Origin of the sequence: Streptomyces sp. SPB074 (assembly GCF_000154905.1) — a bacterium.
GTDB lineage: Bacteria > Actinomycetota > Actinomycetes > Streptomycetales > Streptomycetaceae > Streptomyces.
Window position 1 is genome coordinate 4,812,101 of record NZ_GG770539.1, and the last position, 15,296, is coordinate 4,827,396.

The window sequence follows — 15,296 nt, forward strand, 5'->3', positions numbered from 1 at the left end:
TGCACGCTATCAGCGGGAGTGGCCGATGGATCATGTGGGCGCACGCGACATGCCCCGACCGGGCCGATGCCGCGCCCGCCCGGCGATCCGGGCTCCTCGGCGGGCCGTCCGCCCTCTGGGATGCCCGTCCGGCATCCGGGCGGCAGTACGCGCCCGGAAGGCACGTACCGGCGGAACCGCTTTGGCGGAAGTCCACAGCCGGTCGCTCCCAGCCCGTACGCAACGGGCTCACAGGCCCCGCTCGCATCACGGCGAGGCTATGGCTTCGAGCCGAGGCTGCCCGCAAGGTGACGAGGCTCACGCCCGAGGGGTGGGCGGGGAAGGTGTGAGCGGGCCTCTTTGTGAGATCCCCACCAAGTCTCTCGTCGCGGCTTTGTCCGCGACGGCCGGTGAACGCTCGTTGACTCCTCGGTACGGTCGCACTGCACCCTTTCGGGTGCCGCCCCTGCCGAACGGCCCCGTCCCCACGGAACCGCCCGAGAACCGGAGTCATGCGATGAGTTCTGTCTCTGCCGTCCACCGCCCGGGAGCGGTCCTCGCGGACCTGCTCCCCGCGAGCCGTACCCGGGACGCGGTTCTCGTGCTCGGCGGTGCCGCGCTCACCGGGCTCGCCGCCCAGATCGCGATCCCGGTGCCCGGTTCGCCCGTCCCGGTGACCGGCCAGACGTTCGCGGCGCTCCTCGTGGGCACGGCGCTCGGTGCCCGCCGCGGCTTCCTCGCCCTCGCCCTCTACGCGGTGGCCGGCGTCATCGGGATGCCGTGGTTCGCCGACGGACAGTCGGGGGCCGCCATGGCCTCCTTCGGCTACATCCCGGGCATGATGCTCGCCGCCCTCGTCGTCGGCACGCTCGCCCGGCGCGGCGCCGACCGCTCGCCGCTGCGCACCGCGGGCGCGATGCTGCTGGGCAACGTGATCATCTACGCGACCGGTGTCCCCTACCTCGCGTACTCCGCCCACCTCCACGCGAGCGCCGCCATCGCGGCCGGGCTCACCCCGTTCATCTTCGGCGACCTCCTCAAGACGGCCCTCGCCACCGCCGCCCTCCCCACCGCCTGGAAGCTGATCGGCCGCAAGCAGGACTGACTCCCGCCGTCCCCCCCCCGTTATGTTTTCTGCGGTTCCGCAATGGGGCCGCTGGTCTCCGGGTCCGGCATGGCTGTGTCTCCCTGTCGAAGGCGTGACCTGGGGGGTGGTGTCACCGGGCCCGGGAGGTGCCGTCGGAGACGCTGATGAGAGGTCCGGCCACCGCCCGGTCCGGCGCAATGCCGGACAGCTCGCGAGCGGCAGGTCTGCATGACGTGGCTGCGCGCGCACGACACCGAAGCCGAGGCCGGCACCGTCAACACCCTGGGAAAGGCACGATGTTCGAGATCGAAGACGTAGGCGTGTTCCTCGGCCTGGACGTCGGCAAGAGCAGCCATCACGGCCACGGGCTCACCCCGGCCGGGAAGAAGGTCTTCGACAAGCGACTGCCGAACAGCGAGCCCAAGCTGCGGGCCGTCTTCGACAAACTGACCGCGAGGTTCGGCACCGTGCTGGTGATCGTGGACCAGCCTGCCTCCATCGGCGCCCTGCCGCTGACCGTCGCCCGCGACGCGGGCTGCCAGGTTGCCTACCTGCCCGGCCTGGCCATGCGCCGGATCGCGGACCTCTACCCGGGCGAGGCCAAGACCGACGCGAAGGACGCGGCGGTCATCGCCGACGCCGCGCGGACGATGCCTCACACCCTGCGCTCGCTGGAACTGACCGACGAGATCACCGCCGAGCTGACCGTGCTCGTCGGCTTCGACCAGGACCTCGCCGCCGAGGCCACCCGCACCAGCAACCGGATACGCGGCCTGCTCACCCAGTTCCACCCCAGCCTCGAACGCGTCCTCGGCCCTCGTCTCGACCACCAGGCCGTCACCTGGCTCCTGGAGCGCCACGGCTCCCCGGCCGCCCTGCGCAAGGCCGGCCGCCGCAGACTCGTGGAACTGATCCGGCCCAAGGCGCCGCGCATGGCCCAGCGGCTGATCGACGACGTCTTCGACGCGCTCGACGAACAGACCGTCGTCGTGCCCGGCACCGGCACCCTCGACATCGTCGTGCCCTCCCTGGCCGCCTCGCTCGCCGCCGTCCACACCCAGCGCCGGGCCCTGGAAGCCCAGATCAACCTCCTGCTGGAGGCCCACCCTCTTTCCCCGGTCCTGACGTCGATGCCCGGCGTCGGCGTCAGGACCGCCGCCGCCCTGCTGGTCACCGTCGGCGACGGCACCAGCTTCCCCACCGCCGCCCACCTCGCCTCCTACGCCGGCCTGGCCCCGACCACGAAGTCGTCCGGCACCTCGATCCACGGCGAACACGCCCCGCGGGGCGGAAACCGGCAGCTCAAACGAGCCATGTTCCTGTCCGCCTTCGCCTGCATGAACGCCGATCCCGCCTCCCGCACCTACTACGACAAGCAACGAGCCCACGGCAAAACCCACACCCAAGCCCTCCTCCGCCTCGCCCGCCAACGCGTCAGCGTCCTGTTCGCCATGCTCCGCGACGGCACCTTCTACGAACCCCGCACGCCAAAGAACATCGAACTCGCCGCATAACCTCAAAGCCCCTGAACTATCTCAAACCCGGCAGGGGTGCCTTGACGAAAGACATAGAGGCACCCCCCCCGCGAGCGCCGCCCGGCCGACAGGCCTCCGGGCGGCGCTCGCGCGTGCGGCGCGACCCGTGAGACCTGCGGCGGCCGAACGTGCGACGACCGCGCCGCGTCCAAGAGGTACGTACGCGCGACCCGCGCCTGTACCGGACGGAGCCCGCCATGTCCCCACGCGCACGTGCCCTGTGGGTCCTCGCCGCGTTTCTCGTCCTGGCCGCGACCGTCGCGGGTGTGGTCCGCGCGGGCGAGCCGGGGCCGGTTCTCATGCCGAAACGGGACGCGGGGCCGTGATCGTGCGGCGCGCCGCTTCGACGGGCTTCAGCGCGCGGGCCGTATCGCGCGGACGGTCCGGGAATGGGTGCGAGGCGCCTCCGGTTGCCACTTTGGATCAGGTAATCCAAAGTGGCGGCGCCAGCCGCCCCGACCCCGAGGAGTTCCCTATGCGAGCCGTCGTTTTCACCGAAGCCGGTGGGCCGGAAGTGCTGACCGTGACGGAGCTGCCGGTGCCGGAACCGGGCGCCGGCGAGATCCGGGTGCGCGTGCACGGAGCCGCCGTCAACCCGGCCGACACCCTGCTGCGCGGCCTCCCCGGCGCCATGGACACGAGCAGGACCCCCTACGTACTGGGCATGGACTTCGCCGGCGTCGCCGACGCGGCCGGCCCCGGCGCGGAGATCGCGCCCGGCACCCGTGTCATGGGCGTCGTGCGGCCGACGCGCCCGGCGGGCGGCGCGTACGCCGCGTACGTGGTCGTCCCCGCCTCCTGGGCCGTCGAGGTCCCCGGAGACGTCGCGCTCCACGAGGCCGCGACCGTTCCGATGAACGCCCTCACCGCGCTCGCCGCCATCGAGACGATGGAGCTGACGGCGGGTGACACGGCGGGCGTGACGGGTGCGGCGGGCGCCTTCGGCGGCTCCTTCCTCCCGCTCGCCGCGGCGCGCGGCATCCGTACCGTCGCCGACGCCGCGCCGAAGGACGAGGACGCGCTGCGGGAACTGGGCGCCACCTGGCTCGTCCCGCGCGGCGCGGGCCTCGCGGAGCGGATGCGCGCCACCGTGCCGGACGGTGTGGACGCGCTGCTCGACGGGGCGCTGCTCGGGGCGGCCGTCCTCGGCGCCGTACGCGACGGGGGCGCTTACGCGAGCCTGCGCAAGCCCGGTGAGCCGGGCACGAGCCCGCTGCCACCGGCGCCGCGCGGCATCTCGTACCGCGCCTTCGGTGTGCACGAGTGGTTCGGCAGGACCGATCTCATGGCGGAGATCGCCACCGCGCTCGGCACCGGACGCCTGAGCCCCCGCCTCGCCGGTGTCGTACCGCCGCAGGAGGCGTCCGCCCCACACGCGGCACTCGAAGCGGGCGGCACGCGCGGGCGCTGGGTCATCGACTTCTCCTGAGCGCACGCGAGAGCGCCCTGGCGCCGGAGAACGATCTCCGGCGCCAGGGCGCTCCTTCTCGCCCGGCGCGCCTTCTACTCGCCCGCCGTCACGGGTTCCTCCCGGCGTCCGCGCACCCGCTGCCGTACGAGCGCGACGCCCACGACGAGCGCCGCGACCAGCAGCGAGAGCAGCATCTGCACGCGCCCGTCGTCGTCGAAGAGCATGTAGACGACGACGAACAGGATCATGGCGATGGTCAGCCACGTCAGATACGGGTACAGCCACATGCGCACCACGAGCTTGTCCGGCGTCTCGCGCTGGATCTTCCGGCGCAGCCGCAGCTGGGAGAAGCAGATGACGAGCCAGACGAAGAGCGCGACCGCGCCGGAGGAGTTCAGCAGGAACTCGAAGACGCTGTCGGGCCACTGGTAGTTGAACCACACCGCCACGAAGCCGAAGACGACGGAACCGAGGACCGCGGCCTGCGGCACACCCCGGCGCGTCACGCGCGAGAACGCCTTCGGCGCGTCACCGCGTCCGCCGAGCGAGAAGGCCATGCGCGACGCGGTGTAGAGACCCGAGTTGAGGCAGGAGAGCACCGCGGTCAGGACGATGATGTCCATGATCTGAGCGGCGTGCGGAATGCCGATGGAGTCGAGCGCCGCCACGTACGAACCGTCGTCCTGGATCGACTTGCTGTTCCAGGGCAGCAGCGTGAGCACGACGAAGATCGAGCCCAGGTAGAAGATCGCGATACGCCAGATGACGCTGTTGGTCGCCTTCGTCACGGCCTTCTGCGGATTCGAGGACTCACCGGCCGCCAGTGTGACGATCTCACTTCCCATGAAGGAAAAGACGACAAGCAGCACACCGGTGAGGATCGAGCCCGCCCCGTTGGGCAGGAACCCGCCCGTGTCCGTGAGGTGGTCGAACCCGGAACCAGGATTGTCCGATCCGGGCAGGATGCCGAAGACCGCCAGCAGTCCGATGATCACGAAAGCGCCGATCGCGACGACCTTGATGCCCGCGAACCAGAACTCGAACTCGCCGTAGGAGCCGACCGACACGAGGTTCGTCGCGGTGAGCGCGAACATCACGATGAGCGCCCAGCCCCACTGGGGTATCGCGGGGACCCAGCCGTTGAGGATCACCGCGCCCGCCGTGGCCTCGACGGCGAGCACCACGACCCAGAAGAACCAGTAGAGCCAGCCGATCGAGAAGCCCGCCCACCGGCCGAGCGCCATGTCCGCGTACGCCGAGAACGAGCCCGAGGACGGCCGTGCGGCGGCCATCTCGCCGAGCATCCGCATGACCAGGACGACAAGCAGCCCGACCAGTGCGTACGAGACCAGGATCGCCGGGCCCGCCGCCGCGATACCCGCGCTGGAGCCCACGAAGAGCCCCGCGCCGATCACACCACCGATGGCGATCATCGACAGATGGCGGCCCTTGAGTCCCTGCTGAAGTCCCTCGGCGTTCTTCGCCGGACCGCCGCCCTCCCCTCCGGAGCCGTCGCCGTCGCCCCGCGGCCCGCCGGGGCCCCTGTGGCCGCCGGGACCGCCCGGATCGCCGGAACCGCCGTACTCGCCCGGCCCCTGGGGGCCGTCCTTGTGTCCGGGCTCACTGATCGACTGCGTCATACGTGGAGTCCTTCGTTTCATCCGGGCGCGAGGTGACCGGAAGGGAGTCACAAAGCGCGCGCTTAGTGGAACACCCGCGTCCGGTCGCTTGTCAAGGACACGCCCAGTTGGCTTGGGAACCGTCCGGGGCGACGCGGATACGGGGGACGCGCGCCACCCGGACCCGGGAGCGGCTACCCCGTTCCCGACGTGCCACACTCCTCGGTATGCGCGTGTATCTCGGCTCCGACCATGCGGGCTACGAACTCAAGAACCACCTCGTCGAATGGCTCAGCGAGCACGGCCACGAGCCGGTCGACTGCGGCCCCCACATCTACGACGCCCAGGACGACTACCCGCCCTTCTGCCTCCGCGCCGCCGAGCGCGCCGCCGCCGACCCCGAGGCCCTGGGCGTCGTCATCGGCGGCAGCGGGAACGGCGAACAGATCGCGGCGAACAAGGTCGAAGGCGTCCGCTGCGCCCTCGCCTGGAGCGTCGAGACGGCGAAACTCGGCCGCGAGCACAACAACGCCAACGTCGTCTCCGTCGGCGCCCGGATGCACTCGACCGACGAAGCCACCTCCTTCGTCGAGGTCTTCCTCACCACCCCGTACTCCGAGGAGCCGCGCCACACCCGGCGCATCGAGATGCTCACCGCGTACGAGAAGAGCGGCGTCCTGCCGCCCGTCCCGGCCCACCACCCGCAACCCGAAGCCTGACCGTGCCCGAAGGTCACACCCTGCACCGGCTCGCCGCCGACCACGACCAGCGGTTCGGCGGCCGGCCGGTGCGAGCCACCTCCCCGCAGGGCAAGTTCGCCGCCTCGGCCGCCCTGCTCGACGGAGCCGTCCTGGACGGCGCCGAGGCCCACGGCAAGCACCTCTTCCTCGGCTTCGGCCCGCTCGGCTGGGTCCACATCCACCTCGGCCTCTTCGGCAAGGTCGCCCAGGGCCCCGGTGCCGCGCCCCCGCCCACCGACACCATCCGCCTGCGCCTGACCGGCCCCGGTGGCTGGTCCGACCTGCGCGGCCCCACCGCATGCGCGCTGATCGATGACGAGGCGAAGGCCGCGCTGCACGCCCGCCTCGGCCCCGACCCGCTGCGCGAGGCAGACGACGGCGAGGCCGCCTGGACCCGTATCGCCCGCAGCCGCACCACGATCGCCGCGCTGCTCATGGACCAGAAGATCGTCGCGGGCGTCGGCAACGTCTATCGCGCCGAAGCCCTCTTCCGCCACGGCATCGACCCCGACCGCCCGGGCCGCTCCCTCACCCGCACCGAATGGGACGCGCTCTGGGCCGACCTGCGCGCACTCATGCGCGAGGGCGTTCGCCTCGGCCGCATCGACACCGTCCGCCCGGAACACACCCCCGAGGCCATGGGCCGTCCGCCACGCCGCGATGACCACGGCGGCGAGGTCTACGTGTACCGCCGCGCCCACCAGCCGTGCCTGATCTGCGGCACCGAGATCAGGACCCGCGAACTGGCGGGCCGCAACCTCTTCTGGTGCCCGCGCTGCCAGGCGACGGGCGCCTGACGGCGGGGAAGCGGGGGGTGGGCGGCCGCGCGGGCGCGGGGGGTGGGCGGCTGCGCGGGCGCGGGGGAGCGTCGTGCGGCCGGGAGCGAGCGGCGGGTCGGGCTCGGTCTTCGGCGCACCTGGGGTGGCGGGGAGATGCGGGCGGGTTCCGGGGGCCGTGCGCGGTGTGGGCCGGGGGTGGAGCGGCGTTCGGCCTCCGCCTTGGACAGCCCGCCGTGAGTGGCGGATCGTATCGTCGCACCAATGTGCGGAGTTGACCGTTTCGGACCTGCGGGCCTCCGAGGCCATGGCGCCCCTGCGGCGAGATGGCCGCCGCGCCATGAGGAGTTTTGCCATGAGTGCGCGGTGTGCGCCTGCTGTGCACTCCCCGCGCCCGATCGTCTGTGCGGGCGTCTCGCGCTATGCGCTACCTGGACAAAGCGGACCCCTCGGTGCGCGAAGGCATTGCCGCTCGGTAGGGTCCCGAGCAATGACAGGCGAACGCGTTGCGGCGCAGACCCCCGCGGCACGGTGGCGGATGCGGTACCACCGGGCCCGCGTCGCCGTGCGCCGGGCCGGGGTCGACTATTTTCGCGGTGACGGCTCGGACTGGATCGCCCTTTTCGGGCTGCTCCTGTGCGTGCCGCTCATCGGCTGGCTCACCGTCGTCGCGCCGGTCTGGTGCGACCCCGCGATGCTGGCGGTGCCCATCACGATCGGCGGCCTGGTCCTGCGCCCGGCGAGCCTGCTGGGGCTCTACGCCGGTTCGGCGGCGGCCCTCATCGTGGAATCGGTGGTCCTCGGCCCGTACACCGACGGGCCCGCGCGGGTCACCCCCGGCTCGATCCTCGTCGTGGCGGGCTGCGGTTTCATCGGCCTGCTCGTCGCGCAGTTCCGCAGCAGGGTCGGTGTGCCATGGCGGCGCGGCGGCACGATGCTCTTCGACCTGCGCGAACGCATCCGGGTGCAGAGCAAGCTGCCCGGCTTGCCGCGCGGCTGGCACCGCGAGATGTCCCTGCGGCCGGCTGGCGGGCAGTTCTTCTCGGGCGACTTCGTCGTCGCCGCCCGCACGAAGAAGGGCCGCGTCCTCGAAGTCGTCCTCACCGACGTCTCCGGCAAGGGCATGGACGCCGCCTCTCGCGCCCTGCTCCTCTCCGGCGCCTTCGGCGGCCTCCTGGGCTCACTGCCCCCGGCGGACTTCCTGCCCGCCGCCAACGGCTACCTGCTCCGCCAGGACTGGGACGAGGGCTTCGCCACGTCGATCCACCTGGTCCTCGATCTGGAGACCGGCGAGTACGAGGTCTACTCGGCCGGCCACCCGCCGGCCGTCCAGCTCCACGCCGGAACGGGCCAGTGGGAGCAAATGACCGCGGAAGGCCCCCTCCTGGGCGTCTACGGCGGCGCCGAGTTCGAGCCGGCCAAGGGCTGTCTGAGCCCGGGTGACATCCTCATGCTCTTCACGGACGGCCTCGTGGAGACCGCCGAACGCGAGATCTCCGAGGGCATCGACCGTCTCACCGGCGAAGCCGACCGCTATGTCGCCGGAGGCTTCGTGGGCGCCTCGTGGCACCTCATCGAGGCCGTGGCGAAGGACGTGAACGACGACAGGGCGCTGGTGCTGATTTGCCGGGATCAGGTGGGGGGCGAGCGCTGAGCCGGGGGTGAGGGGGCGGCGGGCTTAGGCGGCGGGGGAGTCTGCTCGGGGTTTGGGGGTGCGGGCTGAGGTGGGGGGGCGTCAGGGCAGCCCCCACCCTCCCTGGGGGGGCACCCCTGCTACAAGTCTTCCGCACTCCGCCCCGCCCTCCGCGCCAATTCCGTGTATCTGTGGATAACTTCGCGGAAGTCACAAAACGGCCCACTCTTCCGAGTGAGCCGTTTTTTCGCGAATATCCACTCGCTGCCGATGTGTGCCAAGCTGATCTCAACGGACCGGACAAAGCCACTGGCCAAGCCCGGACCGTGGTCCGTACGGGACACGTCTCTTCCCGTACGAGGGCTCTACTGCCTCACGGGTCCACCTCATCCCGGAGGGGCAGCAACCTCACCCACCATGAGTACTGGGATGTAGCGGCCCCGAGGTCGGCTGCCCCGCGTCTCGTACTCCCCCCGCGTCGTCGGCCTTGACCAGAGAGACGGGCTCGGTCGCAGGCGCGGTTTCCGGCTCCTCCAGGGAGCCCCTTCCGGCTGCTGGCAGCAGCCGCGCGAGCCAGTGCGCGCGCCCTGCTGCCAGCGGGCCGAGAACGGCGAGCAGCAGTACGTAGCCGGCGATGAAGGGCGAGAGCCGTTCGTTCAGGCCGGCGCCCGCCGCCATCGTGGCGAGGATCAGTGCGAACTCGCCTCGGGCGAGGAGCGTGGTCGCGATGTTGGCGGCCGGGCCGTTGCCGAAGCCATACATGCGTCCGGCCAGCAGTCCCGCGAGAACGTTCATGGTGAAGGTGAGGAGAACCGCCAGCAGAACCGGCCACAGCACGCTCGGCAGGTCTCCCGGGTTGATGGAGAGCCCGAACGCGAAGAAGATGATGGCTCCGAAGGCATCCCGCAGCGGATGCACGAGGGCTCGGATACGTGCGCCGGACGACGTGCTGCCGAGCATCAGGCCGACCATGAAGGCCCCGATCGCGTCCGCGACCCCGAACCACTCCGAGACCCCGGCCACGAACACGGCCATTCCCAGAAAGGAGATGACGAGCAGTTCGTCGTCCCGCGTGTGCATCAGCCGCCCGACAAGCTTCGTCCCGAAGCGGGCCGCCAGTGCGAGCAGCAGCAGGAAGCCGAATGCCTTGCCCCAGTCGAGTGCGGCTGCGCCGAGGGAGTCGGCTCCGGAGAGGATCGGCTGGAGGGCGGCGAGGTAGAGCGCGAGGAAGATGTCCTCGACCACGATGATGCCGAGGATCGGACGCGTTTCCGGATTCCCCAGGCGACCGGTGTCGACAAGCACCTTCGTGACGATCGCCGATGACGAGATGCCGAGTACCCCGGCGAGGACCAGAGCCTCGGAGGTGCCCCAGCCGAGGGCGAATCCGAAGCCGAGGCCGGCGCCGATGTTCAGGGCGAGATGGGTGGCCCCGGCGAGCGCCATGCGCCGCCCGCCCGCCTTGAGGTCGTCAAGATGGAATTCGAGCTCCAGGTAGAAGAGCAGCAGCACCAGGCCCAGAGCGCTCAGCATCTCCAGGTCGTGGGTGTCCGAGACCAGCACGACGCCAGGGGTGTGCGGGCCGAGCAGAATCCCGGCCAGGATGAACAGGGGGATGGTGGGGAGTCCGATGCGGCCTCCCGCACGGGCAAGCACCGCTGCGGCGAGGAATGCGCCGCCCATCGCTACGAGGGTCTCCGCGTGTCCGATGAGCCCAACCTTCGCGTCAGGTCAAGTAATGGTCAAGTGAAAGTCGAAAATTACCCTACCAAAGGGTCGAAAGGAAAAGGGTTGTCCGATTGAAGTTCCCTCGCCGGTAGGGCGGTTGGCGTGCGGACCGGCTGTCCGGCGGTGCGCTTGGGCCGCCCGGCACGGCATCACTCTTCGAGGGAAGCCCACTCTCTCCGGGGCGCGTCAGCGGTCGTTCGCCGCAGCGGGAGAGGGTGTGCTCAGGCTCCGCGTGTGCCGCCGAAGGCCCAGTCCAGGCGTGGCTCCAGCGCCCAGCGGAAGGCGCCGCGCACGGGTGGCATGCACAGCAGTGTCACCGCGCAGCCCGCGCCCGCGCTGAAAAGCAGTGTGCCGGGGACGGAGTGCGCGAAGGCGCTGTCGTACCAGCCGCCCCAGTCGGCTGCCTTGATCAGGAAACCGTGCAGGAGGTAGCCGGCCAGCGTGCCCGCTCCGAGCCGCGTGCACCAGGTCGCACGGCGCGGCACGAGGGCGAGGAACGCGGCCGTCAGGATGAGTGAGGCGGAGAACAGGGCGAAGGTCATGAGCGGGCCGCTCCACCAGGGTGCGCCGAGGTCCTGCGCGCTCTCGCGGTGATAGAGCCAGGCGTAGGGCAACCGCGGTGCGAGCCACCAGGCGGCGGCGAGTCCCGTGAGCAGCACGGGCGCAGCGACGATCTTCGGCCACTTGTGGGAGAAGAGCGCGAAGTGGCGCGGGCGCAGCAGCAGACCGAGGACGAAGTACGGCAGGAACTGGATCACTCGTTGAAGATCCAGGTCAGCGCCGATCTCCGGGGACATCGAGCCGAGGACCGCGAAGGCGAGCGCGAGCGGGAGGGGCCACCGGACGAGACGCCACAGCGGCGTTGTCAGACGCCACACGAAGAGCGCGATGAGAAACCAGTTGAGCCACCACGGGTCGATCACGCTCCACGTCGGGACAGGGTCGGGACCCATGACGCGGGCGAATAGCGTGTAGGCGTACTGGAAGATCACGTAGGGCAGGGCGACCGTCGTGATCAGTTTCCGCACCTGCGGGGCGCCGAGCGTGAAAGTCCGGGAGAAGTAGCCGGAGATGATGATGAACGCCGGCATGTGGAAGGCGTAAACGGTGAGGTAGAGAGCGCTCAGCGGGCGGCTCGACGCGAGGAGCGGTTCCCAGGAATGGGCGATCGCGACGAGGACGATCGCGAGGTATTTCGCGTTGTCGAAGAACGGGTCGCGAACTCTTCCGCCCCGCGCGCCCACGGCCCCCGTCCGCTTCGTGGCATCGGAGGGTGCGGAGTGTGCCGACGACTCTGGCGGCCGCGGGTGGCGCGCCGCCGGGTCCGCCGGTACCGCGCTGAGCTGCCCGGATTCCGCGGGATCGTGGTGCATGGATACCTCGGTGCCGCCCGCGCCCGCTTGATCTTGTGATCGATGCGAGAAGGCGACTGATCGACTTCGTTTGTTTCTTGGGCCACCTGTTGTCGTTGTCTTCGTCTACCCGACTTTCCGCCTCCCCGAAGCGAACGCCACGCGACTCCTGTCACACCCCCACGGACCAGCGGTATTGCACACGCTTTCCGTGCGACTTCCGCCGCACTTCCGTCGGGGTGGGCGCCGTGCGCCGTTCTTCCTCCGCAGGTCGATGCCGGGCGACGTGCCGTAGACGGCCGCCGGGGAATATCCGGCGTTCCGGTGGGTCGTGTTCCGCTTTTTCCGTGCGCTTTGCCCGCCATTCCGGACCGGCGCGCGACCCGCGCACGAGGCTTCGCGTGCGCCGTCCGTCAACTCGCGCGCCCCGCTTCTGCCCCACGTGCCTCAGAAGGTGTCAGGCGCCTCACGTATGGCCTGAAGGCCTGGGCCGGTAGACCCCCCTTGGCCGACGTTGTGTCACCCGCCGCATAGGACAGCCTGGTTGGTGGCACGATGGTTCTGGCGGGGGCGTGCGGACGTGTACCTCCCGGGCCGGGAGCAGACCGACCGAGGGTGTGAGCAGTTATGGCCATTTCGCTGTCAGTGGTGGTGCTGTTGGCGGTCATCCTGGTGGTGCTGCTCCGCGGCGGCTCCATCAAGGCCGGTCCCGCCATCATCGCCGTGCTCTTCGGCTTCTTCCTCGCTTCCAGCGGTATGGCGCCGTCGATCCAGCGCTTCCTGGACTCGATAGCGCAGACGATCAACCAGATCAATTTCTGAGGCGCGACGCGGACCGGCCCCGGCCGGGCCGCGGTCTCGGCCGCGTCGTGGCCTCGCGCGACCGTGCGGGCCTCACTTGATGGCGCATCCGAGGTGGGGTTCCCCGGAGTGAATGCGGCTGCGCCTGGTGCCATCGGCGGGCATGACGTCATCGCTGTCCGCGCACTCCTCCCGAATCAACTTGGTCACTTGATCCCACGCCCTGGTGCCTTCTCCAGCGGCGGCTCGTTCCCTTGCCTCGCGGGGGGCACTCCGCCCCTGCTCTAGGGAGCGTATTCGGTTGTGATCAAGAGGCTGCTCGTGTGAGGTCCTTGATCCAGATCATCGAGGCGCGTAGGTAGAGTCCGGCGAGGTAGCTGTCGGGGGTCTTGTCGTAGCGCGTGGCGATGCCCCGCCATGCCTTGAGCTTGTTGATCAGACGCTCGACGGTGTTCCGCTCCTTGTAGAGGTCTGCGTTGTGGCTGACGGGCCGGCCGCCGTGGGAGCCCTTCTTGTTCCGGTTGGCGGCCTGGTCCTTCTTCTCCGGGATGACCGCTTTGATACGGCGTTTGCGCAGGTGGGCACGGTTGCCGCGGGACGAGTACGCCTTGTCTGCGGCGACCGCGTCCGGCCGGGTGCGGGGACGGCCGACGAGCCCGCGGACCCGTACCTTCCCCAGCACTGGGATGAACTGCGGACTGTCGGCGGCCTGCCCCTCGGTCAGGATGAACGCCAGCGGGCGGCACCTCCGGTCGCCGGCGACATGGATCTTGCTGGTCTGCCCGCCCCTGGAGCGTCCGAGCAGGGCGGCCTTCAGCCGAAGTTTGCGTCGGCGCCGGACGCGCCGTCGTTCTTCCCGCCCGGGATCGCTCCCGGCCTCCTGCCCGGTTTGTTCGTCGCAGCCGCCCCCTTTGACCTGGCCTTCTCCGCCTCGGCGGCAGCCTTCTCCAGAGCGGTGAGGACCTCCTCGTCCAGGTGCATGCCGGCCGCGTCGTGGTGGGCACGGGCGGTGGTGGAGTCGATGCTGACCAGGGACAGGTCCACCTCACCGCGCTTCGCGGCTTCCGCGATCAGGCCCTCCAGCAGGGCCTCGAAGACCCCGGCGTCACGCCACTGCCGGAAGCGGTTGTGGACGGTCGACCAGGCGCCGAACTCTGCCGGCATCTCCCGCCACTGGCCGCCCGTCTTGAACCGCCAGATCACGCCCTCGAACTGCTGCCGCAGCCGCTCGGGGTACGGGCCGTACTCGCCGATCGGCAGGTACGGCTCAATGAAATCCCACTCCGGGTCGGTCAGTTGCACTCGCGTCACGTACGACGGTCTACCGGACCAGACCGTGCCACGAAGGCACATCCCGCAGATTGATCACGACTCGATACGCTCCCTAGGCCGTCACTCCGGTTGCACGTACCTCCAGCGGCGTCCGCGAGGATCGCCGGACTGCCAGGACCGCCGTGCTAGCCCTCGGCGGGGGCGTCGGTCTCGCGTCTTCCACGCTCGGCGCGACTGTGGGTGCGGCTTGTCTCGCCTATGCAGCAGCAAGCCGGGGCTGCATGGTTGAGGACCGGCCTGACAAGGCCGCTGACGCCTCCCTCCGGAGAGCCCGTGCCGCCCGCCCGGGCGCACCCGATCCGCCGGAAAACCGTGGCTCCAGGGCGCGTGGACGTCTGATGTCGGCGCCTGTGCGGCCTCGCTCGATGGCTCGTGGTCGTGGGGTCGATGATCTGTCGGCTCGCTCCGGTGTCGGTGGTCGGTGGGGGAGCCGGGGGCTCGTGAGTGATGGGGAGCGCTCGGCGCTGGGCAGGGACGGGCGCGAGCATCCAGGCGTACCGGCGGGGGTGGAGCCGGGTTCCGGTCGCCTCCCCGTGCGTGCGGCACGAGCCGGGAGCACGGGCGTGTGCGGAACTCGTGGTGGTGCGGGTCTGGCGGGGGCGGGGCGCGTCACGCGTCCCGTGCCAGTACGGTCCGACGACGTGGCCGAGGTGAAGCGGTCGCCCCGGGGCCGTCGGTCGCCCGCGCGTCGCGTGGGTGCCGGGTCGGGGTGCGCGTCGTCGTTCTTCCGTCGCGGTGTGGCACCGGCGAGTCGAACGGCGAAGCGGTACGCAGGTCGGGGTCGCAGTCCGCACGACAGAGGGGCCGGTCCGGAAGCGGACTTCCGGACCGGCCCCTCTGCGCTGCTGGAGCGGGCGACGGGAATCGAACCCGCGTAGCCAGTTTGGAAGACTGGGGCTCTACCATTGAGCTACGCCCGCAATACGTACGGTGACGGCTGTCGCCGCACGGCACGGTGAGCATCGTAGCGGTTCCCCGGGCACCGGCGCACACCCCTTGCCGCCCGCGCCGTCCGCCTCTCAGCGCACACGGGTCACGGAAGAGTTCCGTGCGGTGGTCCCCCCGCACCTCCCCGAACGCGCACTCCGCACACAACCCGCCCCCGCGCTCCCCGCGCCGCCTCCTCACGGTCGCCCCGCTGCGCCCCGGTATCCCCGCCGCCGCCCCGCGCGCCCTGCGCCGCGCCCTGATATCCCTCGCCTCGCCCCGCGCTCCTCGGGCGCCTCGCACTCCTCACGCCTCCGCGCACCCCTCGCGCCGCGGCCCCCGCACCGCGCCCCTCCTCCCCGTCGCCCCGCCCCGG

At 70.8% G+C, this 15,296-nt stretch carries 11 protein-coding genes, 1 tRNA gene and 2 pseudogenes; 9 read left to right on the forward strand and 5 right to left on the reverse strand.

What is annotated here, in order from left to right:
- The first annotated feature begins 496 nt into the window (after positions 1–496).
- The 4 genes from SSBG_RS20230 to SSBG_RS20240 all read left to right on the forward strand — a co-directional run bounded on the left by SSBG_RS20230 (position 497) and on the right by SSBG_RS20240 (position 4,030).
- On the forward strand, positions 497–1,084 hold the full coding sequence (locus SSBG_RS20230) for a biotin transporter BioY (protein ID WP_008747929.1): 588 nt from the start codon (positions 497–499) through the stop codon (positions 1,082–1,084).
- Between the two features lie 278 nt (positions 1,085–1,362).
- Positions 1,363–2,580: an IS110 family transposase gene (locus SSBG_RS20235; RefSeq protein ID WP_008744250.1), complete on the forward strand. Its 1,218-nt coding sequence runs from the start codon at positions 1,363–1,365 to the stop codon at positions 2,578–2,580.
- A gap of 218 nt (positions 2,581–2,798) precedes the next feature.
- Positions 2,799–2,927 (forward strand): hypothetical protein, encoded by a 129-nt coding sequence (locus SSBG_RS35465; protein WP_267880268.1) that lies wholly within the window; start codon positions 2,799–2,801, stop codon positions 2,925–2,927.
- 149 nt (positions 2,928–3,076) lie between these two features.
- Positions 3,077–4,030 carry an NADP-dependent oxidoreductase gene (locus SSBG_RS20240; RefSeq protein WP_037870239.1) on the forward strand — a complete coding sequence of 318 codons (954 nt, stop codon included), beginning with the start codon at positions 3,077–3,079 and terminating at the stop codon, positions 4,028–4,030.
- Between the two features lie 74 nt (positions 4,031–4,104).
- On the opposite strand, the gene SSBG_RS20245 is transcribed toward SSBG_RS20240, so the two are convergent.
- Positions 4,105–5,652, reverse strand: coding sequence for an amino acid permease (locus SSBG_RS20245; protein WP_008747932.1), 1,548 nt, complete (start codon positions 5,650–5,652; stop codon positions 4,105–4,107).
- Between the two features lie 206 nt (positions 5,653–5,858).
- On the opposite strand from SSBG_RS20245, the gene SSBG_RS20250 reads away from it, so the two are divergent.
- From SSBG_RS20250 to SSBG_RS20260, 3 genes are all read left to right on the forward strand, one after another.
- Complete coding sequence (locus tag SSBG_RS20250; RefSeq protein ID WP_037870241.1) at positions 5,859–6,350, forward strand: ribose-5-phosphate isomerase; 492 nt, start codon at positions 5,859–5,861, stop codon at positions 6,348–6,350.
- A gap of 2 nt (positions 6,351–6,352) precedes the next feature.
- Positions 6,353–7,168, forward strand: a complete 816-nt coding sequence (locus SSBG_RS20255) for an Fpg/Nei family DNA glycosylase (RefSeq protein WP_008747934.1) — start codon at positions 6,353–6,355, stop codon at positions 7,166–7,168.
- Between the two features lie 469 nt (positions 7,169–7,637).
- Positions 7,638–8,801: a PP2C family protein-serine/threonine phosphatase gene (locus tag SSBG_RS20260; protein WP_008747935.1), complete on the forward strand. Its 1,164-nt coding sequence runs from the start codon at positions 7,638–7,640 to the stop codon at positions 8,799–8,801.
- A 387-nt stretch (positions 8,802–9,188) separates the two neighbouring features.
- Here the strand turns inward: SSBG_RS20260 and SSBG_RS20265 are convergent, their stop codons facing one another.
- The gene (locus SSBG_RS20265; RefSeq protein ID WP_008747936.1) at positions 9,189–10,463 is read right to left on the reverse strand and encodes a cation:proton antiporter; all 1,275 of its coding nucleotides are present in this window, start codon (positions 10,461–10,463) and stop codon (positions 9,189–9,191) included.
- A gap of 266 nt (positions 10,464–10,729) precedes the next feature.
- Complete coding sequence (locus tag SSBG_RS20270) at positions 10,730–11,881, reverse strand: acyltransferase family protein (protein WP_008747937.1); 1,152 nt, start codon at positions 11,879–11,881, stop codon at positions 10,730–10,732.
- 606 nt (positions 11,882–12,487) lie between these two features.
- On the opposite strand from SSBG_RS20270, the gene SSBG_RS20275 reads away from it, so the two are divergent.
- A complete protein-coding gene (locus SSBG_RS20275; protein WP_008747938.1) occupies positions 12,488–12,682 on the forward strand; it encodes a hypothetical protein in 195 nt (64 codons plus the stop codon).
- A 286-nt stretch (positions 12,683–12,968) separates the two neighbouring features.
- Here SSBG_RS20275 and SSBG_RS31540 read toward each other — a convergent pair.
- Positions 12,969–13,972 (reverse strand): annotated as a pseudogene (locus tag SSBG_RS31540) (IS5 family transposase).
- An 867-nt stretch (positions 13,973–14,839) separates the two neighbouring features.
- Positions 14,840–14,913: transfer RNA gene (locus SSBG_RS20290), tRNA-Gly, on the reverse strand.
- A gap of 128 nt (positions 14,914–15,041) precedes the next feature.
- Between SSBG_RS20290 and SSBG_RS35005 the strand changes: the two are divergent.
- Positions 15,042–15,296 (forward strand): annotated as a pseudogene (locus SSBG_RS35005) (hypothetical protein); the annotation flags it as partial.

What these genes read in the sequence shown, in the direction of transcription:
- SSBG_RS20265 (WP_008747936.1), bottom strand. Translation starts at nt 10,463, where the DNA reads ATGGGCGGCGCATTCCTCGCCGCAGCGGTGCTTGCCCGTGCGGGAGGC.
- SSBG_RS35465 (WP_267880268.1), top strand. Translation starts at nt 2,799, where the DNA reads ATGTCCCCACGCGCACGTGCCCTGTGGGTCCTCGCCGCGTTTCTCGTC.
- SSBG_RS20245 (WP_008747932.1), bottom strand. Translation starts at nt 5,652, where the DNA reads ATGACGCAGTCGATCAGTGAGCCCGGACACAAGGACGGCCCCCAGGGG.
- SSBG_RS20235 (WP_008744250.1), top strand. Translation starts at nt 1,363, where the DNA reads ATGTTCGAGATCGAAGACGTAGGCGTGTTCCTCGGCCTGGACGTCGGC.
- SSBG_RS20260 (WP_008747935.1), top strand. Translation starts at nt 7,638, where the DNA reads ATGACAGGCGAACGCGTTGCGGCGCAGACCCCCGCGGCACGGTGGCGG.
- SSBG_RS20250 (WP_037870241.1), top strand. Translation starts at nt 5,859, where the DNA reads ATGCGCGTGTATCTCGGCTCCGACCATGCGGGCTACGAACTCAAGAAC.
- SSBG_RS20275 (WP_008747938.1), top strand. Translation starts at nt 12,488, where the DNA reads ATGGCCATTTCGCTGTCAGTGGTGGTGCTGTTGGCGGTCATCCTGGTG.
- SSBG_RS20230 (WP_008747929.1), top strand. Translation starts at nt 497, where the DNA reads ATGAGTTCTGTCTCTGCCGTCCACCGCCCGGGAGCGGTCCTCGCGGAC.
- SSBG_RS20240 (WP_037870239.1), top strand. Translation starts at nt 3,077, where the DNA reads ATGCGAGCCGTCGTTTTCACCGAAGCCGGTGGGCCGGAAGTGCTGACC.
- SSBG_RS20270 (WP_008747937.1), bottom strand. Translation starts at nt 11,881, where the DNA reads ATGCACCACGATCCCGCGGAATCCGGGCAGCTCAGCGCGGTACCGGCG.